The following is a 22863-nucleotide window of genomic DNA, read 5'->3' as shown; positions in this document are numbered from 1 at the left end:
GAATCTGAAGTTATGAAACTTAAACTATCGACTCTGTTCTTAGGTGCAGCCGCCATGCTGAGCAGTTGTGGTGCACCGCAGGACATCAAGAGTGACAAAAATGAGTTGCGTGCGCCGGCTTATCCGTTGGTGACAATTGACCCTTATACCAGTGCCTGGTCGTTTACGGATAATCTGTATGACGGACCGGTGAAACACTGGACGGGTAAGGATTTCCCGTTCCTGGGTGTTGCCAAGGTAGACGGACAGATTTACCGTTTCATGGGAACGGAAGAACTGGAACTGCTCCCGCTGGTAAAGACCTCGGAACAGGGCAAGTGGACGGCTAAGTATACAACAACGAAACCGGCTGACGGCTGGCAAAATGCCGATTTTAATGATGCTGCATGGAAAGAAGGCGAGGGCGCTTTCGGTACTATGGAAAATGAAAGTACAGCCAAAACCCAATGGGGAGAAGAGTATATCTGGATACGCCGTAAAGCGGATATTAAAGACAACCTGCAAGGTAAAAATGTATATCTGGAATATTCTCACGACGATGACGCCATCATCTATGTAAATGGCGTGAAAGTGGTGGATACCGGTAACTCGGCTAAAAAACACATGCTTGCCAAATTGCCGGAAGAGGCTGTGGCTGCACTGAAGCAAGGGGAGAATCTGATTGCAATTTATTGTAACAACCGTGTTGCCAACGGTCTGATCGATTGCGGTCTGTTGGTAGAGAAGGACAATACACAGAACTTTACTCAGACAGCCGTGCAGAAATCAGCAGATGTGCAGGCAATGCAGACCAATTACGAATTTACTTGTGGACCGGTGGATCTGAAACTTATCTTCACTTCACCTCTCTTTATGGACAATCTCGATTTGATGGCTCGTCCGGTAAACTACCTTACATATGAAGTAGCTTCGAATGATGGAAAAACACATAACGTAGAACTTTATTTTGAAGCCGGTCCGCAGTGGGCACTCGACCAGCCTCATCAAGAAGCCGTAGCCGAAAGCTTTACCGAAGGTGATTTGGTATACCTCAAGACAGGAAGCCGCAATCAGGAAATATTGGGTAAAAAAGGCGATGATGTCCGCATTGACTGGGGATATTTCTATCTGGCTGCTGACAAGGAAAACAGCACTTGTGCAACCGGAGATGGAAAGACACTGAGAAAGAGCTTCATCGACGGACAACTGACTTCATCGAAAACCGATGGAAGTGATAAGTTGGCATTGGTTCGTTCACTGGGTGAAACGAAGAAAGCAGAAGGACATCTGCTCCTGGGATACGATGATTTATATTCTGTTCAGTATTTTGGAGAGAACCTCCGTCCGTACTGGAATCGTACCGGAACCGAAACCATTCTGTCACAGTTTGCAAAAGCCGATAAAGAGTACGATGCATTGATGGATAAATGTGCCGCATTCGATGCCAATCTGATGAAAGAAGCCACCGAGGCCGGTGGGCGTAAATATGCCGAGCTCTGTGCGCTGGCTTATCGCCAGGCTATCGCTGCCCATAAGTTGGTGGAAGCTCCGAACAAGGACCTGTTGTTCCTTTCAAAAGAAAACTTCAGCAATGGTTCAATCGGTACGGTAGACATCACTTATCCTTCTTCTCCTTTGTTCCTTATGTACAATCCGGAATTGGCAAAAGGTTTGATGAACCACATCTTTTATTATAGCGAAAGTGGAAAATGGAACAAGCCGTTTGCAGCACATGATGTAGGTACTTATCCGTTGGCTAACGGTCAGACATACGGCGGCGATATGCCGGTAGAAGAATCGGGAAATATATTGGTACTGACTGCTGCTGTCGCTGCTGTTGAGGGGAATGCCGACTATGCTCAGAAACATTGGGATGTACTGACCACCTGGACGGATTATCTGGCAGAATACGGTCTGGATCCGGATACCCAGTTGTGTACAGACGACTTTGCCGGACACTTTGCACACAACGCCAACCTGTCTATCAAAGCCATTCTGGGTGTAGCGTCTTATGGCTACCTGGCTGATAAGTTAGGCAAGAAAGAAGTGGCTGAGAAATATACACAGAAAGCCAAAGAAATGGCTGCCGAATGGGTGAAGATGGCAGATGACGGTGATCATTACCGCCTAACCTTTGACAAGCCCGGAACTTGGAGCCAGAAGTACAATCTGGTATGGGATAAACTGATGAATCTGCAGATATTCCCTGAAACAGTTGCGCAGAAAGAGATAGCTTACTATCTTGGCAAGCAGAACAGATATGGATTGCCGCTGGATAACCGTGAAACTTATACCAAGACCGACTGGATTATGTGGACTGCTACACTGGCACCGGATAAAGCCACATTCGAGAAGTTTATCGACCCGGTTTACCTGTTCATGAACGAGACTACCGACCGTGTACCGATGTCTGACTGGGTATTTACCGATCGTCCCAACCAGAGAGGTTTCCAGGCTCGTTCGGTAGTAGGCGGATACTATATCAAGATGCTTGAGAAGAAGTTGAAAAAATAAGATTCTGTCACAGGTTACACGGATTTTCACAGGTTAATCATTTTTCCCATTGATATTGAAGATTAAAAAATCTGTGTTAATCCGCGTAATCTGTGGTGAATTTAAAACCATTATTATCATGAAGAAATTAGCGCTATTACTTGTTGGCGTACTGGGTACTGCTCTTTGTACTTTTGCAAAGAACACAACAGAGCCGGTGGACTATGTGAGTCCGTTGGTTGGTACCCAGTCAAAACATGCTTTGTCTACCGGAAATACATATCCGGCTATTGCCATGCCTTGGGGGATGAACTTCTGGGTGGCACAAACCGGGAAAATGGGTGACGGATGGGCTTATACGTATGATGCTGATAAAATCAGAGGGTTTAAACAAACTCACCAGCCCAGCCCGTGGATTAATGACTACGGGCAGTTTGCCATTATGCCTGTTACGGGAAAGGTGGTATTCGATCAGGATCAGCGCGCAAGCTGGTTCTCGCATAAAGCTGAGGTTGCCAAACCGTATTATTATAAAGTATATCTGGCCGATCATGATGTAACTACCGAGATTGCTCCGACCAGCCGTGCGGCTATGTTTCGTTTCACTTTTCCTGAGAGTAAAGACTCTTATGTAGTGGTAGATGCTTTCGACAACGGTTCGTATGTGAAAGTGATTCCGGAAGAGAACAAGATCATCGGCTACACAACCAAGAACAGTGGAGGAGTGCCGGAGAACTTTAAGAATTATTTTGTACTGGTGTTCGATAAGCCGTTCACTTTTACCGCGGCAGTTACCAACGGTAACATCCGTCCGGGTGAGCTGGAATCGAAAGATAAACATGCAGGTGGTATTATCGGGTTCTCTACACGTCGCGGAGAGACGGTCAACGTACGAGTGGCTTCTTCTTTTATCAGCCCCGAGCAGGCAGAACAGAACCTGAAAGAGCTGGGTAAAGACAATCTGGAAGCTGTTGCAGCCAAAGGACGCCAGGAATGGAACAAGGTTCTGGGACGTATTGAGGTGGAAGACGATAATACCGATCATCTCCGTACATTCTACTCTTGCCTCTATCGTTCGGTACTTTTCCCGAGAAGCTTCTACGAACTGGATGCCAAAGGGAAACCGGTACATTACAGTCCCTACAACGGTAAAGTGCTGCCGGGATATATGTTTACCGATACCGGTTTCTGGGATACATTCCGCTGCCTGTTCCCGTTCCTCAACCTGATGTATCCTTCGATGAACGAAAAGATGCAGGAGGGACTGGCAAATACTTACAAGGAAAGCGGATTCCTTCCCGAATGGGCGAGTCCCGGTCACAGAGGCTGTATGGTAGGTAACAATTCCGCTTCGGTAGTGGCTGATGCCTATCTGAAAGGATTGAAAGGTTACGATATAGAAACTCTTTGGGAAGCTGTGAAACACGGTGCAAATGCTGTTCATCCACAGGTTTCTTCTACCGGACGTCTCGGTTATGAATATTACAATCAACTGGGCTACGTACCTTATAATGTAGGCATCAATGAAAATGCCGCCCGTACGCTGGAATATGCTTATGATGACTGGTGCATCTATCAGTTGGGTAAAGCCTTGAACAAACCCGAAGAGGAGATAGCCGTTTATGCACAGCGTGCCATGAACTACAAGAACCTGTACGATAAAGAGCATAAGCTGATGCGTGGCAAGAATAAGGACGGACAATTTCAGTCACCGTTCAATCCGCTGAAGTGGGGCGATGCCTTCACCGAAGGAAACAGTTGGCACTATACCTGGTCTGTATTCCATGATCCTCAGGGACTGATCGACCTGATGGGCGGACAGCAAGGGTTCAATCAGATGATGGATTCTGTCTTTATCCTGCCTCCTGTATTTGATGACAGCTATTACGGTGGTGTGATTCACGAAATCCGTGAAATGCAGATTATGAATATGGGACAGTATGCACACGGTAACCAACCCATCCAGCACATGCTATATCTGTACAATTACTCGGGACAACCGTGGAAAGCACAGCATTGGATTCGTGAAGTGATGGATAAACTCTATACACCCAATCCCGACGGTTATTGCGGTGACGAAGATAACGGACAGACTTCGGCATGGTATGTATTTTCTGCTATGGGATTCTATCCCGTTTGCCCCGGAACGGATCAGTACGTGATGGGTACGCCGTACTTCAAACAGATGAAGCTGCATCTGGAAAATGGCAAGACCGTGCAGATCAGCGCACCGGGCAATAGCGATGAAAACCGTTACATTGCGTCAATGACCGTAAACGGTAAAACATTGACTCGCAACTACCTGACACATAAAGAACTGATGAACGGAGCGAAGATTACGATGAAGATGTCGTCTACTCCGAACAAACAGCGTGGAGTACGCGAGTCGGATTTCCCGTATTCGTTCTCTAAAGAGGTACGTTGAGGCTGGACAGAAACAGATTACTTAATAAAAACCAATCAAGATTATGCCAGGAAAAAACTCAAAGAAAATGATCGGAGCATGTGTCGTTACTGCGGCACTGCTCTGTGCGCCTTCAGCACTGAGGGCCGAAGGTATGTTGTCGCATTATACTTGTGTGGCAGATGCTATTCAGAAAGACAATCGTCCGGAACCCGCTAAGCGTCTGTTCCGTTCGCAGGCTGTAGAAAACGAAATCATACGTGTACAGAAACTGTTGCGTAACTCAAAGCTGGCCTGGATGTTTACCAATTGTTTCCCCAATACACTGGATACCACCGTACACTTCCGCAAAGGCAAAGACGGCAAACCCGATACTTTTGTATATACAGGAGATATTCATGCCATGTGGCTCCGTGACTCGGGGGCTCAGGTATGGCCTTATGTACAACTGGCCAATTCCGATCCGGAACTGAAAACGATGCTTGCCGGAGTTATCAACCGGCAGTTTAAATGTATCAATATCGATCCGTATGCCAATGCATTCAATGATGGTCCTAAAGGGGGTGAATGGATGAGCGACCTGACGGATATGAAACCTGAGTTGCATGAACGCAAATGGGAGATCGACTCGCTTTGCTATCCGTTGCGCCTGGCTTATCAGTACTGGAAGACAACAGGGGATGCCAGCATCTTCGATGAAGAATGGATACAGGCAATCACCAACATATTGCGTACTTTTAAGGAGCAACAGCGCAAAGACGGTGTGGGTCCGTATAAGTTCCAGCGTAAGACAGAGCGTGCTCTCGATACAGTGACCAACGACGGACTGGGTAATCCGGTAAAACCTGTCGGACTGATTGTTTCTACTTTCCGTCCTTCGGACGATGCCACGACATTGCAGTATCTGGTTCCGTCCAACTTCTTTGCCGTATCTTCACTCCGCAAGGCAGCCGAGATACTGACAACCGTGAATAAGAAGACAGCTTTGGCCAATGAATGCAAGGCTTTGGCAAACGAGGTGGAAACAGCCCTGAAGAAATATGCCGTTTACAACCATTCCAAATATGGAAAGATTTATGCTTTCGAGGTGGACGGTTTTGGTAACCACATGCTGATGGACGACGCCAACGTTCCGAGCCTGCTGGCAATGCCTTATCTGGGTGATGTGTCGATTGATGATCCGATTTATCAGAATACCCGCCGTTTTGTATGGAGTCTCGACAATCCTTACTTCTTCAAAGGTAAGGCAGGCGAGGGCATTGGCGGACCACACATCGGATACGATATGGTATGGCCCATGAGTATCATGATGAAAGCTTTCACCAGCAAGGACGATGCGGAGATCAAGTCGTGCATCGAGATGCTGATGAACACGGATGCAGGTACAGGCTTCATGCACGAGTCTTTCCATAAAGACAATCCGGAGAAATTTACCCGTGCCTGGTTCGCATGGCAGAATACTTTGTTCGGTGAGTTGATCCTGAAACTGGTGAATGAAGGTAAAGTGGATATGCTGAATAGTATACAATAAGAATATAACGAAACAGAAAAGAATACGATTCACCACAGATTACGCGGATTACCACAGAATTTTTGATATAAAGTCTCAATAGGACAATTTATTAATCTGTGGAAATCTGTGTAATCTGTGGTGGACTCAAAACAGTTTAATCATGAAGAAATTAGCTGTATGGGCACTTGGTGCCCTCTTTGTAGCCGGTTGTGCAAAGACAGAACAGACTACTACGGATTCCGGTTTGGTGAAGAGTAACTTCCGGACTGAAGTGAACGGAAAGAAAACCGATTTATACGTACTCCGGAATCAGAACAACATGGAGGTTTGCGTCACTAACTTTGGCGGACGCATCGTTTCGGTGATGGTTCCCGGTAAAGACGGGGTGATGCGTGATGTGGTACTTGGCTTCGATTCCATTCAGGATTATATCAGCAAACCTTCGGATTTTGGTGCGAGCATAGGCCGTTATGCCAATCGCATCAATCAGGGAAAGTTTACGCTGGATGGTGTTGAATACCAGTTGCCGCGCAATAACTACGGACATTGCCTGCATGGTGGTCCGAAGGGATACCAGTATCAGGTATATGATGCTCTTCAGACCGGTCCTCAGGAACTTGAACTGACCTATCGCTCAAAAGACGGTGAGGAAGGTTTCCCCGGTAACATTACTTGCAAAGTAATCATGAAACTGACAGACGATAATGCGATTGATATTCAGTATGAAGCCGAAACTGACAAACCGACTATCGTCAACATGACCAACCACTCTTATTTCAATCTGGATGGTGATGCCGGCAGCAACGCAGATCATCTGCTGACTATCGACGCCGATTCTTACACTCCGGTGGACAGCACCTTTATGACTACAGGTGAGATTGTGACAGTGGAAGGTACTCCGATGGACTTCCGCACACCGACTCCGGTTGGTGCACGTATCAACGATTTTGATTTTGTTCAGTTGAAGAATGGCAATGGCTACGATCATAACTGGGTGCTGAATGCCAAGGGAGATATTACCCGGAAAGCCGCAACTCTCGAATCGCCCAAGACAGGTATCGTACTCGATGTATATACCAACGAACCGGGTATTCAGGTGTATGCCGGCAAGTTCCTCGATGGTTCGCTGACCGGAAAGAAAGGCATTACTTACAATCAACGTGCTTCTGTCTGTCTGGAGACTCAGAAATATCCCGATACACCGAACAAGCCCGAATGGCCTTCGGCTGTGTTGCGCCCGGGTGAGAAATATAACAGTCATTGTATATTCAAGTTCTCGGTTGACAACGGCAAATAATCACAAGCGTTTTTAGTTGTATTGGCATAAGGAACATAGGATCCGACGGGTCTGATTCTATATCCTTATGCCTTTTTTAATTCCTTATGTTCATACCATAACACATACACAAACTAAAGGTAAGATTGATACCGATAACCTGTTGAAGTTAGACTGGTTTCAGTTTAATAAGCGCCGAAGAAAATAGTCGGTTGGCTTAATACTGATCAGAAACGAATACGATTCACCACAGAGGACACAGAGAACACAGAGGACACAGAGTTTTAATCTCTTGTTTATTAAGATGTTTAAGAGAAAGATATTCTCTGTGTCCTCTGTGTCCTCTGTGTCCTCCGTGGTGAATTAAACTCAAAACCCTTACAGTTATGAAAAAGAAAATGATTATTGGCGGGACAATGTTGCTGGGATTACTGATTACGTTTTGTTCGTATACAGGAGTTACTGAAAAGCCGGACATCCCCGAAGTGAAAGCTATGGGAGAGTCGGTTCCATTGGGTGATCCATTCATTCTGTTGCACGACGGCGTTTATTATGCCTATGGAACGCATGCGGCAGATGGCATTGAAGTCTATACTTCAAAGGACTTGAAGAGGTGGAAACTGCATGGGCTGGCACTGAATAAAGAAGATGTGTGGGCGGATAGCCGCTTCTGGGCACCTGAGATTTATGAGATCCATGGTAAGTTTTATATGTATTATACGGCGGACGAACACATCTGCGTAGCGATTTCCGATTCACCCGTAGGACCGTTCAGGCAGAAGGAAAAGAAACCAATGATAGCTGACGAGAAAATGATCGACAGTTCGTTGTTTATTGATGATGACGGGAAGCCGTATCTTTTCTTTGTCCGGTTCAACGACGGCAACAACGTGTGGGTAGCCGAACTGGAAAATGATTATATGACGATCAAAGCAGAAACCATGCGTCCTTGCGTTCATGTGTCCCAAGCATGGGAAGAAGTCTGGCCCCGGGTCAACGAGGGCTCTTATGTGCTTAAACACAAGGGGCTGTATTATATGACCTATTCCGGCAATAGCTTTGAAAGTCCGTTCTATGGGGTAGGCTGTGCTACGGCAACCGATATAATGGGCGAATGGACCAAATATGATGAAAACCCTATTTTGCAGAACCCCGGTACTTTGCAGGGTGTAGGGCATAGCGCTATGTTCAAAGATAAAGAGGGTAAACTTCGTATCGTTTATCATGCACATAAGGATAAAGAGCATATTCATCCGCGTGGAATGTATATTGGTTCTGTCAGCTTTCAAAAGGTGAATGGTGTGGACCGTATGCGCATTAGCAAAGATTATATTACTGCAGAGCTGGTAAAGTAAAGCAGAGAGAGTGATTTGATAATATGATCCTGTTTTCCTGTATCAGCTTTCAAAAAGTAACTGAAATGCTTTTTCTGATAACTGCCTCTTCCTTTCTTTCTGTTCAACCGGAAGGATAGGAGGGCGATAGCCGGGGTAAATGCAATGAAAAGCCGGACTTTTGGGACTCTGAAGCCGGCATTTCCCGGAAAAGAAGTAAGCATCCGGCACAAAAGAAATAAGTATTTACTCTAAAAGAAGTAAGCAATTTCCGAAAATGCTTACTTCTTTTTTGAAAATCTCCTAATGTTTTGCCCGATTACATATATTGTTCCGGAATAGAGAGATTATTTTCTTCCTTTCTTTTCTGGTTGACAAGTACAGGAGATCTCTCTCTGACTTTCTAAAAGCACTTTCTTTTTACGAAAAACAAACATGAGTGCTCTTGGTTCCCCCTTTGGGCATTCATTGTGTTGTGAAAACGTCCGGATTCCTGCAATATGATAAACAGAAAAATGAAATGGAGACGATTTTTAGTACGAACCTGGCTAATGTACTGAAATAATCGAACCTGAGAAGGGCTGTTTAGCAAACTGTCAAAAAGCTATATGGCATGTTTCTTTTGATGCCGAACTAATTTATAAAGGAGCAGATTTCATTTGTTTCTTTCGTAATTCTGATTTGAGGTTGTTATCTTTGTTGCGATAACTTTAAAGGGCAGTATTAAGAAAATACACATTCTTCATTTTAGACGCGATTATGGTTAAACTCTTATTGATATGTCTGGCAGCGATAGTGATGATCTCTTGCGGATCGGAGCAGGAAAAATTAACTGTGTATATTTCCGATACGTGTACGGATACTCTTCAACACGAAATCTTCTTGTCGGAAGAAGAAGGACTGAATATTTTCTATGATTTGTGTGTAACTGATTCTTTTTGTGCTTTTTTGGACGCACGTAATGATACATTATTAAAGATTTTCACAGTTACAGTTCCTCCTGCTTTTGTCGGATTGGGGATGAAAGGAGAGGGGCCGGATGATTTTCTTTTTCCTTTTTTTGAGAAGTCGATAGGCAGGGGAGGCAAGGGAAAGCTATCGTTCATTGAATTGAATAGTTGGAATAAAAAGACTGTTTCGATTCATTCGGCAGCATCTCCCGGTCCTGTCGCTGTTTCTGTTGTTGAGGCACAACAATTGCCGGAGATGCCTGTAGTCAGGGATTATAATGAAACAGACTCTTGTGTATATGGCATTGATGTAGATATGCAGCATGGTTTGTTTTTCATTTATGATAAGCATACTGCCCAGGTTAAGACAGTGGATTATCATCGTGATATTAAGTCCGGATATCCGGAAGGACATTTATCTTATCTATACGAGAGCTGTTTAATGGTAAATCAAGATGCAAAGGCAACTTGTACGGGATTGCTGAACCTGAACTCTCTCTGTTTTTATGATTTAAAAGGAAATCTGATGAAAGAAATAGTGATAGGGAAAGAGCTGAAATACCCGGACTATGATCCTGAGTTTCTTGATTTTCCGAATGTACCTAAATATTTCATTTCTCTTTGTGGCACCCCCAATTATCTTTATGCCCTTTATAACGGTTTCCCGGGTACTTCGGGTAAATCAAAGATTATGGTCTTTACCTGGCAAGGTGCTCCGGTTGCCATTTATCACACAGATGTAAAATTGGAGAGAATTGCCGTTGATCCATCCGGCAGATATGTATTGGGACTGAATATAACGGAAGAGGGAGGGAGTGATGTGTTGAAGTTTGACCTTCCTCTTAATGAAGTTTAACTCTGTTAGGTGCTTATATTCAGCACTATCCTTTAACTTTGCCTGAAACATAAAACCACATGACTATGAAGACTTTTTATTCCGTCTTTTATTTATGCTTCTTGCTCTGCCTGCCTTTTTCCGTGGTGGGATGTTCGGAAGATAATGAACCATCCGGGGAGATTGAAATAAACCAGCTGCCAGGTACTGCGCAGTTCTTTTTATCTAATTATTTTCCGGGACAATCTCCGGAGAAGATAGAAAGAACGATGACCAGGCAGGAGAATGATCAGTTGCTCTACCGGGTTGCTTTTCCCGATGAGGTGAAAGTGGAATTTAATGAAAATGGAGGATGGAAGAGTCTGATGGTTCCAAATCAAAACTTGCCCGAATCACTTCAATCCCTTTTTGGAGGAGTCATCGCATATGTAAAACAACACTTCTCTAATGATCCGTTTGTCGGTGTGGAGAACACCTGCTACGGAGAATGTGTGTTATTGAACAGTGGCAAGAAAGTAGCATTCTACTACGACCAGACCTGTGTCGGATATGAAATGGATATAAAAGGTGAATCTTCATTGCCGCAGCCGGTGCGGGAGTTTACTGAAAAATACTTTCCGGATGGAACCTTTGAGGCTGTGATTGAACATATACCTGATAGGGAGTTTCCTGCCGGTTATACTTTCTGGTTGGAGAACGGATTTAAATGCGTGCTTGATGATCGGGGAGAGTGGACGGAAGTGAATGGAGGAACCGAACTGTTGCCGACTTCGATTCTGGGAACATTACCTGCGAAAGTGACGGAAGATTTGCACCGGAACTATCCGAATGCACAAGTCACCTTCATTCGTCTGGAGGGTACCCGTTATACAATTCAGGTCAGCAAGACTGTGTATGTGACTATCGATCCCGAGAGTAAACCGATAGAGGTACCTCTGATGCAGGCACAGGCACTTGCAGAAGAGTATTTCGGTAAGCAGAGTTCCATCTCTATCAGTCATCCGCTGCATTCGGATGTGCTCAACTTTACCGTCCGCCTGCCGAACGGCTTTAATATGCTTGTTAACGAAGATGCCAGTGCATGGATTAATATAGACGGAAACGGATTTGCGTTTCCGGAGAAGCTCGTGGCATCGTTGCCGGAAAAGATTACCGATTATGTTTCGGGATATTCGAACTCTGAAATTACACGGGTAGACCGTTCGGTGGCAGCTTCCTATTTGGTGGAACTAACCAACGGAGACGGATTGATGTTCGACTCACAGGGAGATTTTCTTGGGAAAGAAAAGATAGAGTTGAGCGCCTCAGAGAAGGTGTACAGGTATATGCGTTATCATTATCCCAATGACCTGGATATGTATCTCGGCTCTTACAGCATAGAGGGTTGGGTATACAAACTGAGTGATGGTTCGCAAGTCAGATTCGACCGGAACGGTAATTTTGTGGAGATCATCTCATTAAAGTGAGTGCCGGATATTCAGTTCCCAGGGGTTCTCTATGGTTTTTATCTCTTTCTGCGTAAGAAGTGAAGCCATGGTTTGCCCCATTTGCTTGAAGTCGGTGGATAAAGTAGTGATACCTCCGGCCAGTATCTCTTTCAGCGGAGTATCGTTGTAAGAGATGATACCGAAGTCTTTACCGGGAACAAACTGCTGTAGTTGCGCCTGTTTAAGCAGATCTACCAAATCCCGGTCGTTGACAGTCATAAATATTTCCCCTTTCTTGATCATCCGGTCCCTTACGGAGTCGGTATATTCGTGTGTAAACTGATGTTCCTCACAGAAAGTACAGAGACCGTTGTATCGTTCGATAGGCTCTTTCTCTTCCTTCTGGACCATGATGATGTGGTCGTACTTTTTCAGGTGCGGGAGTCCGTGTACCAAAGCTTCGTAAGTGTCTTTCTCGAAATTCTGTGCAACGGAGGAGTATTTGCCTGCCAGTTCCGGGTGAAAGTGGTCGAGTAGGAAGACCCGTCCGGATAGGCTCTCCAATAGTGGGGCTATGTTGGTGAACTTGCCCGGCATCAGGATATATGTGGTGTATTTATAGTTGGCTTCATTGATGAGCGTCTCGAAGACTTTGCGGTTATAGTTGTGAAAATAGAGATCTACGTTTGCGGTCTTTTTGATGGAAGACATGAATGAATTGTAAAGATCTTCCTTGAACTCGTTGAATTCGTTGAAAAGGAGGAATACATTTAGCTTTTGCGCAATTCGGGTTGTTGCTATGTAATAACCTACACCCGGGGTGGAATCGATAATTCCTTTTGATTTAAGCTCGCTCAAACCTGCGAATACCGTATCTCTGGATAGATTATAGTTCTTTCTGAATTCATTGATAGAGAGAATCCAGTCTCCTTTCTTATAACTACCATTGTTGATGCCGTCTATAACGTGATTTACTACTTGTTTGTATTTTGATTCATTCCTTTTCATATTCTTGTTTTTGGTGCTGCAAAGATAGGATAAAAAACGTAAAAGGCTATGGATATTCTCCGGATATAGTATATGTTTTGTAACATAATAAAAATACAGACCAGTTCGTATCAGTTTTGATGGCTTTCATTATCTTTGCACTGTTGCTTGGATCATAAGAATCATAAGCAAGAAAGAAAGACGGGAAAACAACAAACTATAAATAAAACAATGAGAACGTACAGATTTATGTTTCCGGTGTTGCTTGCAATGATTGCGACCGGAAGTTTGACGGCAAAGTCGTCTGATAAAGGAGGTTCCGGCATTCAGTTTCCGGAAGTAAGCCAGGTGAAAATAGAAGATGCATTTTGGAAACCCAAATTGGATCTTTGGCAGAAGGTGACGGTGAATGATGTCTTTGACAAGTTTGAAGGGAAGCATCTGGAACATCCGGGAAAATTCTGTAATACGTTTGAGAACTTTGACCGTGTAGCAAAGGGCGAGCGAAATATCGGTCAGCATGCAGGTGCTCCCTGGTTTGACGGACTTGTTTACGAAACAATCCGTGGGGTGGCAGACTTGATGGCAAGACAGTCGGATGTTGCTTTGGAGAAACGTGTCGACGGATATATCGACCGAATAGCTAAGGCACAGGCATCGGAGCCCAATGGTTATATCGATACTTATACTCAACTGATGGAAGCTGACCATCAGTGGGGAGAACGGGGAGGAATGCTTCGTTGGCAACACGATGTGTACAATGCCGGTATGCTGGTGGAAGCAGGGATACATTATTATAATGCAACCGGAAAAACGAAGTTGCTGGAAGTGGCAACCCGCTGTGCCAATCTGATGGCTGGATACATGGGGGCTTTCCCTAAAAAGAATGTGGTTCCGGCCCATTCCGGTCCGGAAGAGGCTTTGGTGAAACTTTATATCATTTATAAAAACAATCCGGAACTGAAAAAGCAAATCAATGTCCCGGTTGCTGAGCAGGACTATCTCAAATTGGCCGAATTCTGGATCGAAGGCAGAGGACATCACTGTGGATTCCCTCTGTGGGGTACATGGGGTAATCCGTCTGCCGAACAATGGATACGTGACCGGAAATATGAAGCTCCCGAATTCGGGAATCATACCCGTCCGTCATGGGGGGACTATGCGCAAGATTCCATTCCGCTTTTCGAACAGAAGACTATTGAAGGACATGCCGTTCGTGCTACTTTGTTTGCTACCGGAGCAACGGCTGCCGCACTTGAGAATCATTCACCGGAATATATCGCTGCCGTTAGTCGTTTATGGGATAATATGATTGGAAAGCGTATGTTCATCACCGGCGGAGTAGGTGCTGTTCACTTTGACGAGAAGTTCGGACCCGATTACTTTCTGCCTACAGATGCTTATCTGGAAACTTGTGCTGCTGTCGGTGCCGGTTTCTTCAGTCAAAGAATGAACGAGCTGACAGGTGATGCCAAGTATATGGACGAATTGGAACGCACCTTATATAATAACGTCCTGACAGGTATTTCTCTTTCCGGCACACAATACACTTACCAGAATCCGCTGAACTCTGCTAAGCATGCCCGTTGGAGCTGGCACGATTGTCCTTGTTGTCCGCCAATGTTCCTTAAGATGATGTCTGCAATGCCCGGATTTATCTACTCGCAGAAGGGAAGTGACGTTTATGTGAACCTTTTTGTTGGTAGCGAAACGGAAATGACTCTGGCGGATCGGAACCGGGTACGTTTGACGCAAAAGACCGGTTATCCGTGGGAGGGTGTTGTCACCATGACCGTTGAACCCGAAAAAGAGAAGACTTTTATATTGAAAGTGCGTATCCCGGGATGGGCGCAAGGTGTGGAGAATCCTTATGGCCTGTATCGTTCGGAGGTACGGTCTGCCGTAAGCCTGAAGGTAAACGGTAAGTCGGTTCCACTAAAAATATTCAAAGGATATGCCGAAATTCAACGGAAATGGAAAAAGGGGGATCAAGTTGAGCTGACACTACCCGTTCAGCCGCGTTTGGTGACAGCCAATGAAGCAGTGGCGGATTTACAGGACAAAGTAGCCATTGCCGCCGGCCCCTTTGTATATTGTCTGGAAGGATGTGATAATGAAGGTTTGGCTGATTTGAAGGTTGATATGCGTTCTCCCCTGTCGATCACTTTTGAAAAGGGATTATTGAATGGAATCAATGTAATTAAAGGTCAGGCACTGGATAAGACAGGAAAGAAAGTACCGGTTACGGCTATTCCTTATTATGCTTTGGGCAATCGCCAGGATAAGGGTTATGCGGTTTGGATTCCGGCAAGTAAATAATGCGAACGAACATAAACACAATTGTAAGATGAGGGTAAACTGTTTGTTAGCTCTGATATTGTCTGCTTCGGTAGTAGCGGCACAGGACGCTGTGATCCGAGTGGATACGGGTAAGGTCGAGAATAAAATAACTCCTTATTTATATGGAGCTTGCATGGAAGATGTAAATCATGAGATTTATGGGGGAATTTATGATCAGCAGATTTTTGGCGAGAGCTTTGAGGAACCTGCCTCCATGGATAACTTTATCGGGTTTACCCGGTGCGAAGGGGTATGGAAGATGCAAGATGATCAACTTTCCGTATCGTCGCATCCGGGGGCGAAATTGGTTTATGATGATGCGGAGTTCTCTGACGGTAGGGTCGGAGTCGATATAAAATTTACCGATGACATTTCGTCTGCCAATAATGCGGGACTTTTGTTGCGTGTCGGTGAATACGGAGGTGGAGCGGATAATTTTGATGGATACGAAGTCAGCCTGTTTGCCGATGGCAAACGCGTGCTGTTAGGTAAGCATCTGCACAACTGGCAGGAACTGAAAACAGTTCCGGTAGATGTAGATCCGTCGCAATGGAATCGTATGGAAGTGAAGATGGAGGGTGATGAACTGGTGATTCTGCTGAACAGTCGTGAAGTATTGCGTTTCGAAGATCATCTTACCACTTTACGTAATGGAAAGGTCGCTTTCCGCAATTGGGGTGCCGGTGCATCTTTCCGTAACCTGACCATCGGAGATGGTACTCCTGTCAAGCTGTTAACCCGATCGGCACCACAGGTCAGTGGCATGTGGGATGCTTTTGCAGATCTGAATGCGGCCGCTTCATATAAACAGGTTGCGGACAAACCTTTTCATGGACACTATGCTCAGCAAGTAGAGTGTCTGGCAGGTATCGGTAAAGTGGGCATTGCCAACCGGAGCTTGAATCGCTGGGGGATCTCCGTACGTCAGGGTGAGAAGAAAACCGGTAGCCTTTATTTGAAAGGGAAGGCGGAAGTATGGGTAGCCCTTCAAAGCGTGGATGGTGAAAAAGAATATGCTGTACAGTGTATCCGTACCGAGTCCGGCGACTGGAAAAAGTATACATTTGAGTTGATTCCGGACAAGACCGATGAAAACGCACGCTTTGCCATTTATTTGAAAGGGAAAGGGCGTTTTCTGGTAGATATGGTCACTTTGATGAACGGTGCCGACCGGCAGTTTCGTGGGTTGCCGTTGCGTAATGATATCGGGCAGGCAATGGTGGATCAGGGGTTGCGTTTCCTGCGCTATGGAGGTACGATGGTTAATGCTCCCGAATACCGTTTTAAGAATATGATTGGTGATCGTGCACTGCGTCCGCCTTATAAAGGCCACTGGTATACTTATTCGACTAACGGTTTCGGCATCGAGGATTTCCTCCAGTTCTGCGAGAAGGCAGGGTTTGTGCCTGCTTATGCAGTGAATGTAGAAGAGTCGGCGCAGGATATGGCGGACATGATTGAATACTTGAACGGGTCGGTAGATACGGAATGGGGGAAGAAGCGTGCCGCGAACGGGCATCCCGAACCTTACGGATTGAAGTATCTGGAGATTGGAAACGAAGAGGTCATCTGGGGGGATATCGAGGCAGACTATCAGCATTACATTGATCGTTTTAATGATATCTATGAAGCGGTTCATGCCAAAGATCCGGAGGTGCAATTTATTCATTCTGCCTGGTGGCGTCCCGAATCGCCTAACATGGAAAAAGTATTTAAAGCCCTTGACGGAAAAGCTGCTTATTGGGATTATCACCCTTGGACGGATGATCTCGGTAGCCGTGAGAACATAGACAGGGAGTTGACGGATATGAAGGCCAAGTTCTTGAAATGGAATCCGAATACAACGATGCGTTGTGCCATTTTTGAAGAAAATGGAAACCTGCATAACATTCAGCGTGCCATTGTACATGCTACCGTTCAGAATGTAGTTCGCCGCCATGGTGACTTCATCCTGACTACCTGTGCGGCCAATGCCCTTCAACCCTATCTGCAAAATGACAATGGTTGGGATCAGGGGCAGGTATTTTTCACACCGGGACAGGTTTGGGGAATGCCGACTTTCTATGCACAGCAGATGTCTGCTGCCCATCACCATCCGTTACGTTTGTGGAGTGAAGTGAAAGGAGAACTGGATGTGACAGCCACAACGAATGAAGCACGTGATGAAGTGATTCTGCATGTTGTGAACACTTCACCTGAGGTACGGCGGAGCCAGATAAACTTGTCCGGTTTCATTCCGGAGGGAAATATGGAAATATATACTTTGAGTGGAGAACTGAATGACGAAAATCTTCCCGATACGCCGACCCGGATTCTTCCGAAAGCTATCTGGATGCAGGCTGCCGGATCTGATTTTACTTATTCGTTTCCTGCTTACTCGTATACGATTGTCGTGCTTGGGAAGTAAGTTATCGTTATGGGAATTAACATTGTTAATACCGCTTCGGAAAGTTTTGCTGACAGATTGTAAACAACAAGTCTTTTGCATGTAAAAGATTTGTTGTTTACAATCAAAACACTTGTTTTAACAGACCGTTAAAACAAGTGTTCCTTCAATGTGATATAAACACTTATAACCTTCTATTTATCAGCCGGAACCTAATCAAAGGACCTTTGTTTCCTAAAGCCTCTGCCTGCATGGCTTCGAGTGATCTACTTGTCAGAATGACAAGTAGAATATAATTGATGAGAAGTTATAGAACCTTTTATGGTCTGGAAATAGCTGATACATTGCACGAATTTGTTCCATCGGCCGACAGCACTACAGACGGAAGGGTCAGATTTCCAAGCCGTCCAGTATCTTCAGATATAACTCCAATGCTTCTTCGATTTCTTTAATCATGATATATTCATCGGCTGTATGTGAACGCGAAGAACGGCCGGGACCCATTTTTACCGAAGGGAAAGACATTAACGCCTGATCAGAAAGGGTAGGGGAACCGAAAGGTATACGTCCCAGTTTTTTTGCTTTTTGTACAAACGGGTGACTCTCTTCGATACGTGAAGAGTTAAGGCGGAACGAGCGGGCTTCGGCTTTGCAGGAAATATGTTTTTGTATTTCGGCAAACAGTTCTTCATTGGAGTAAAGTTCGTTGCTTCGTACGTCCACTACGAAATTGCAACGGTCGGGGATGACATTGTGCTGTGTACCGGCATTGATCACCGTGACACTCATTTTGACAGGGCCCAGCAGAGACGATTCTTTGGCAAAACGGTAGTCGCGGAACCAGGCAATGTCGTCCAATACCTTATATATAGCATTATCACCTTCATTACGGGCTGCGTGTCCTGCTTTTCCGATGGCAGTGACATCAAGTACCATTAACCCTTTTTCGGCAATGGCAGGTTGCATTTCGGTAGGTTCTCCCACTACGGCAAAACTGATAGGAGGAAGTCCGGGCAATACACTTTCGATACCCCCTTTTCCCGATACTTCTTCTTCGCAGGATGCCAGATAAATGAGGTTATAACTTTGTTGCCTGCGGCATAGTTGCAGAAACACCTGTAAGAGTGTCACTACGCTTGCACCGGCATCGTTGCTGCCCAATCCGTAAAGTTTCCCATTCTCTTCGCGGGGAGTGAACGGATCTTTTCGCCAACCGTTGACCGGTTTTACGGTATCGATATGGGAATTGAGCAGGATTGTCGGTTTCTTCAGGTCGAACATGGGACTCAGACACCAGATGTTGTTTCCTTTACGGCCTGTGGTCATACCTTCGGCCTCGATATAGTTTTGCAGGTAATCGGCTGCTTTTTCTTCTTCGCGGCTGAGCGAAGGGATGCTGATCAGAGATTTCAGCAAGCCGACAGCTTCGGATGTAATGGATTCGTCTATCATTTCTTTTTTTGCTTTGAACGGATGCAAATGTACAAATAATACTTGAATCTTTCAGTTTGTCAGACAACTATTTATCAGGTACTATATGGCTAAGTGCCTGACTCTGTTAAGCAAAATAATTCAGTGTTCACACCTGATAATTCCAAATTAAACGATACCTTTGCAGACGAATAACTAACAACAAAGGATATGACTTATCATCATTTATCTGTCTTGGTTCATCGTCAGGCTGAAAAGTATGGCGACAAGACAGCTCTGAAATACCGTGACTATGAGAAGGCACAGTGGATCCCTATCTCTTGGAATGAATTCTCGCAAACTGTAAGGCAGGCCGCCAATGCCATGGTGGAACTGGGGGTACAGGAAGAAGAAAACATCGGTATTTTCTCTCAAAATAAGCCGGAATGTCTGTTTACGGATTTTGCCGCTTTTGCCAATCGTGCGGTGACGATTCCGCTTTATGCAACCAGTTCTCCGGCACAGGCTCAATATATCATCAATGATGCCCAGATACGTTTCTTATTTGTAGGCGAGCAGTTCCAGTATGATGCTGCTTTCAGTGTGTTCGGCTTCTGCCCCTCACTTGTACAGTTGATCATTTTTGATCCGGCGGTAGTGAAAGATCCGCGTGATATGAGTTCTATTTATTATGACGAGTTTTTGGCTAAAGGAAAAGATTTGCCGCACAATGAAGTAGTGGAAGAACGTACGGCACGTGCCAGTGCCGAAGATTTGGCAAATATCCTGTATACGTCCGGTACTACGGGCGAACCTAAAGGAGTCATGCTGCATCATTCTTGCTATTTGGAAGCATTCCGCATTCATGATATCCGTCTGGTAGATATGACCGATAAAGATGTTTCGATGAACTTCCTGCCGCTGACTCATGTGTTTGAGAAGGCATGGACTTATCTCTGTGTGCATAAGGGCGTACAGGTCTGCATCAATCTCCGTCCGGCCGATATCCAGACAACCATTAAAGAAATACGTCCGACATTGATGTGTAGTGTACCCCGCTTTTGGGAGAAGGTGTACGCCGGCGTTCAGGAAAAAATAGCCGAGACCACCGGAATAAAAAAAATGCTGATGCTGGATGCTATTAAAGTAGGCCGTATCCATAATCTGGATTATTTGCGGGTGGGTAAGACGCCTCCCCGAATGATTCAGTTGAAATATAAGTTTTATGAGAAGACTATCTATGCTCTGCTGAAAAAGACCATCGGAATAGAGAACGGTAACTTTTTCCCGACAGCCGGTGCTGCCGTTCCCGATGAAATATGCGAGTTTGTACATTCGGTGGGCATCGATATGCTGGTCGGATATGGTTTGACAGAATCTACAGCGACTGTTTCGTGTACTTCGAAGACGGGCTATGATATTGGTTCGGTAGGTCAGGTAATGCCAGAGGTAGAAGTGAAGATCGGCGAAGATAACGAGATTCTGCTTCGTGGAAAGACCATCACGAAAGGGTATTATAAAAAGGCGGAAGCGACGGCTGCAGCCATCGATGAAGAAGGTTGGTTTCATACCGGTGATGCCGGCTATTTTAAAAATGGGCAGTTATATCTGACAGAGCGTATCAAAGACTTGTTTAAGACATCGAACGGAAAATACATCGCTCCTCAGGCATTGGAAACCAAATTGGTTATCGACCGTTATATCGATCAGATAGCTATTATTGCCGATCAGCGTAAGTTTGTATCTGCACTGATTGTACCCGTATACGGCTTTGTGAAACAGTATGCCAAAGAGAAAGGCATCGAATACAAAGATATGGCCGAATTGTTGGAGCATCCTAAAATTACTGCTCTGTTCCGCGCACGTATCGATACGTTGCAGCAGCAGTTTGCCCATTACGAACAGATTAAACGATTTACGTTGCTTCCCGAACCGTTCAGCATGGAAAAAGGGGAACTGACTAATACCCTGAAGTTGAAACGCCCGGTAGTGGCACGCAATTATAAAGAGGTAATTGATAAAATGTATGAGGAGTAAGAACACAAAATTTTGTATATCTTTGCTCCCCATAATTAATGAAAACCATAAATAAGAAGTATGATTACTATTGAACAACTTAAAGACGTGAAAGAGCGCACTGATGCGCTGAGGAGGTATCTTTGACATCGACGGGAAGAAAATTCAGGTCGAAGAAGAACAATTGAGAACACAGGCTCCGGGATTCTGGGATGACCAGAAGAAGGCCGAAGCACAAATGAAACTGGTGAAAGGACTGCAAAAGTGGATTGAGGGATACAATGAGGTCAAGACACTGACAGACGAACTGGAACTGGCTTTCGATTTTTATAAAGACGAATTGGTCACCGAAGAAGAAGTAGACGAGGCCTATGCAAAGGCATTGGAGCATGTCGAAAATCTGGAGTTGCAGAACATGCTTCGTGATGAGGCCGACCAAATGAGTTGCGTGCTGAAAATTAACTCCGGTGCCGGTGGCACGGAGAGTCAGGACTGGGCATCGATGCTGATGCGTATGTATCTTCGTTATGCCGAGACCAATGGTTATAAAGCAACCATGGCCAACTTGCAGGAAGGTGATGAAGCGGGTATTAAAACCTGTACCATCCAGATCGAAGGCGACTATGCTTATGGATATCTGAAAGGTGAAAACGGTGTACACCGTTTGGTTCGTGTTTCCCCTTACAATGCGCAGGGTAAGCGCATGACTTCTTTTGCTTCCGTGTTTGTCACTCCGTTGGTGGACGATAGCATTGAAGTGAATATTTTGCCGGCCTGTATCTCTTGGGATACTTTCCGTTCGGGAGGTGCCGGTGGACAGAACGTAAATAAAGTGGAATCCGGCGTTCGTTTGCGTTATCAGTACAAGGACCCTTATACCGGAGAGGAAGAGGAAATCCTGATTGAGAATACCGAAACCCGTGACCAGCCTAAGAATCGGGAGAATGCGATGCGTCAGTTGCGGTCTATTCTTTACGATAAAGAATTGCAGCACCGCATGGCAGAACAGGCTAAAGTGGAAGCCGGTAAGAAAAAAATCGAATGGGGGTCACAGATACGAAGCTATGTCTTTGACGACCGTCGTGTAAAAGACCATCGCACTAACTTCCAGACCTCTGATGTAAACGGAGTGATGGATGGAAAAATAGAAGGATTTATCAAAGCCTATCTGATGGAATTTTCTTCGGAAGAAGCTTAAAAATAACAGAATTGTAACATCCTCCGGATTTTTCTGCTCCGGGGGATGTTTTTTTATTTCCTTTCTTTGTCCGTCATTTTATTCTCTATATTTTTGGCAGGTTAAAAGATTTGTTCTTACTTTGTTAGCGTTGAACTTTAAAGCTAACGATTATGAGTAAGAATAAGAAAAAAGTAACACACAGCAAGAAAGAAGAAGAACAAGCCAAAAAGGTCGTTAAGGTAGTTTTTGTCTCGCTGGTCATTCTGGCATTGGCTATGATTATCGGTTTTTCTCTTTTGGGCTAAGAGTGAGTGATTAGTGACTGACAATTAG

Annotated in this window: 14 protein-coding genes; 12 read left to right on the top strand and 2 right to left on the bottom strand. The window is 45.1% G+C overall.

Annotation, left to right across the window (positions count from 1 at the left end; genetic code table 11):
- The first annotated feature begins 12 nt into the window (after positions 1 to 12).
- The 7 genes from KO473_RS04550 (at position 13) to KO473_RS04520 (ending at position 12250) form a co-directional block, all read left to right on the top strand.
- Positions 13 to 2493 (top strand): glutaminase domain-containing protein, encoded by a 2481-nt coding sequence (locus KO473_RS04550; RefSeq protein ID WP_005822815.1) that lies wholly within the window; start codon positions 13 to 15, stop codon positions 2491 to 2493.
- Between the two features lie 118 nt (positions 2494 to 2611).
- The gene (locus tag KO473_RS04545) at positions 2612 to 4897 is read left to right on the top strand and encodes a GH92 family glycosyl hydrolase (RefSeq protein ID WP_122130143.1); all 2286 of its coding nucleotides are present in this window, start codon (positions 2612 to 2614) and stop codon (positions 4895 to 4897) included.
- 43 nt (positions 4898 to 4940) lie between these two features.
- Entirely contained in the window at positions 4941 to 6407 is a 1467-nt protein-coding gene (locus KO473_RS04540; protein ID WP_122130144.1) for a glycoside hydrolase family 125 protein, read from the top strand.
- Between the two features lie 142 nt (positions 6408 to 6549).
- Positions 6550 to 7686, top strand: coding sequence for an aldose epimerase family protein (locus tag KO473_RS04535; protein ID WP_216035088.1), 1137 nt, complete (start codon positions 6550 to 6552; stop codon positions 7684 to 7686).
- A 365-nt stretch (positions 7687 to 8051) separates the two neighbouring features.
- The gene (locus tag KO473_RS04530) at positions 8052 to 9020 is read left to right on the top strand and encodes a glycoside hydrolase family 43 protein (protein ID WP_032536448.1); all 969 of its coding nucleotides are present in this window, start codon (positions 8052 to 8054) and stop codon (positions 9018 to 9020) included.
- Between the two features lie 738 nt (positions 9021 to 9758).
- Positions 9759 to 10805 (top strand): hypothetical protein, encoded by a 1047-nt coding sequence (locus KO473_RS04525; protein ID WP_122130146.1) that lies wholly within the window; start codon positions 9759 to 9761, stop codon positions 10803 to 10805.
- Positions 10806 to 10870: 65 nt separating this feature from the next.
- Positions 10871 to 12250 carry a PepSY-like domain-containing protein gene (locus KO473_RS04520; protein WP_032541666.1) on the top strand — a complete coding sequence of 460 codons (1380 nt, stop codon included), beginning with the start codon at positions 10871 to 10873 and terminating at the stop codon, positions 12248 to 12250.
- Here the strand turns inward: KO473_RS04520 and KO473_RS04515 are convergent.
- The gene (locus KO473_RS04515) at positions 12242 to 13219 is read right to left on the bottom strand and encodes a substrate-binding domain-containing protein (RefSeq protein WP_044299818.1); all 978 of its coding nucleotides are present in this window, start codon (positions 13217 to 13219) and stop codon (positions 12242 to 12244) included. The genes KO473_RS04520 and KO473_RS04515 overlap by 9 nt on opposite strands.
- 210 nt (positions 13220 to 13429) lie before the next feature.
- Between KO473_RS04515 and KO473_RS04510 the strand changes: the two genes are divergently transcribed.
- Both KO473_RS04510 and KO473_RS04505 read left to right on the top strand, forming a co-directional pair.
- Positions 13430 to 15517 carry a glycoside hydrolase family 127 protein gene (locus KO473_RS04510; RefSeq protein WP_032531064.1) on the top strand — a complete coding sequence of 696 codons (2088 nt, stop codon included), beginning with the start codon at positions 13430 to 13432 and terminating at the stop codon, positions 15515 to 15517.
- A 28-nt stretch (positions 15518 to 15545) separates the two neighbouring features.
- On the top strand, positions 15546 to 17945 hold the full coding sequence (locus KO473_RS04505) for a family 16 glycoside hydrolase (protein ID WP_181996011.1): 2400 nt from the start codon (positions 15546 to 15548) through the stop codon (positions 17943 to 17945).
- A gap of 369 nt (positions 17946 to 18314) precedes the next feature.
- Here the strand turns inward: KO473_RS04505 and KO473_RS04500 are convergent, their stop codons facing one another.
- Positions 18315 to 19376, bottom strand: a complete 1062-nt coding sequence (locus KO473_RS04500; protein WP_032531066.1) for a M20 family metallo-hydrolase — start codon at positions 19374 to 19376, stop codon at positions 18315 to 18317.
- A gap of 189 nt (positions 19377 to 19565) precedes the next feature.
- Here KO473_RS04500 and KO473_RS04495 point away from each other — a divergent pair, with 189 nt between their 5' ends.
- The 3 genes from KO473_RS04495 (at position 19566) to KO473_RS23660 (ending at position 22835) form a co-directional block, all read left to right on the top strand.
- Complete coding sequence (locus tag KO473_RS04495; protein WP_005784128.1) at positions 19566 to 21371, top strand: long-chain fatty acid--CoA ligase; 1806 nt, start codon at positions 19566 to 19568, stop codon at positions 21369 to 21371.
- Positions 21372 to 21431: 60 nt separating this feature from the next.
- Positions 21432 to 22548 (top strand): peptide chain release factor 2 gene (prfB, locus tag KO473_RS04490; protein ID WP_122130148.1). Its coding sequence is split into 2 segments (ribosomal slippage): positions 21432 to 21494 and positions 21496 to 22548, totalling 1116 coding nucleotides; the frame shifts between segments, so codons are not numbered across the junction.
- 152 nt (positions 22549 to 22700) lie between these two features.
- On the top strand, positions 22701 to 22835 hold the full coding sequence (locus KO473_RS23660; protein WP_005812004.1) for a hypothetical protein: 135 nt from the start codon (positions 22701 to 22703) through the stop codon (positions 22833 to 22835).
- Positions 22836 to 22863 lie beyond the last annotated feature (28 nt).

This window comes from Bacteroides sp. HF-4919 (genome assembly GCF_018860125.1).
The sequence above is the reverse complement of the archived record's forward strand: the minus strand, read 5'-3'. Positions and strand labels throughout refer to the sequence as shown.

Bases quoted from the DNA above. Each gene is read 5' to 3' on its own strand.
- KO473_RS04515 (WP_044299818.1), bottom strand. From the start codon at position 13,219: ATGAAAAGGAATGAATCAAAATACAAACAAGTAGTAAATCACGTTATA.
- KO473_RS04520 (WP_032541666.1), top strand. From the start codon at position 10,871: ATGAAGACTTTTTATTCCGTCTTTTATTTATGCTTCTTGCTCTGCCTG.
- KO473_RS04550 (WP_005822815.1), top strand. From the start codon at position 13: ATGAAACTTAAACTATCGACTCTGTTCTTAGGTGCAGCCGCCATGCTG.
- KO473_RS04540 (WP_122130144.1), top strand. From the start codon at position 4,941: ATGCCAGGAAAAAACTCAAAGAAAATGATCGGAGCATGTGTCGTTACT.
- KO473_RS04500 (WP_032531066.1), bottom strand. From the start codon at position 19,376: ATGATAGACGAATCCATTACATCCGAAGCTGTCGGCTTGCTGAAATCT.
- KO473_RS04530 (WP_032536448.1), top strand. From the start codon at position 8,052: ATGAAAAAGAAAATGATTATTGGCGGGACAATGTTGCTGGGATTACTG.
- KO473_RS04535 (WP_216035088.1), top strand. From the start codon at position 6,550: ATGAAGAAATTAGCTGTATGGGCACTTGGTGCCCTCTTTGTAGCCGGT.
- KO473_RS04525 (WP_122130146.1), top strand. From the start codon at position 9,759: ATGGTTAAACTCTTATTGATATGTCTGGCAGCGATAGTGATGATCTCT.
- KO473_RS04510 (WP_032531064.1), top strand. From the start codon at position 13,430: ATGAGAACGTACAGATTTATGTTTCCGGTGTTGCTTGCAATGATTGCG.
- KO473_RS04505 (WP_181996011.1), top strand. From the start codon at position 15,546: ATGAGGGTAAACTGTTTGTTAGCTCTGATATTGTCTGCTTCGGTAGTA.
- KO473_RS23660 (WP_005812004.1), top strand. From the start codon at position 22,701: ATGAGTAAGAATAAGAAAAAAGTAACACACAGCAAGAAAGAAGAAGAA.
- KO473_RS04545 (WP_122130143.1), top strand. From the start codon at position 2,612: ATGAAGAAATTAGCGCTATTACTTGTTGGCGTACTGGGTACTGCTCTT.
- KO473_RS04495 (WP_005784128.1), top strand. From the start codon at position 19,566: ATGACTTATCATCATTTATCTGTCTTGGTTCATCGTCAGGCTGAAAAG.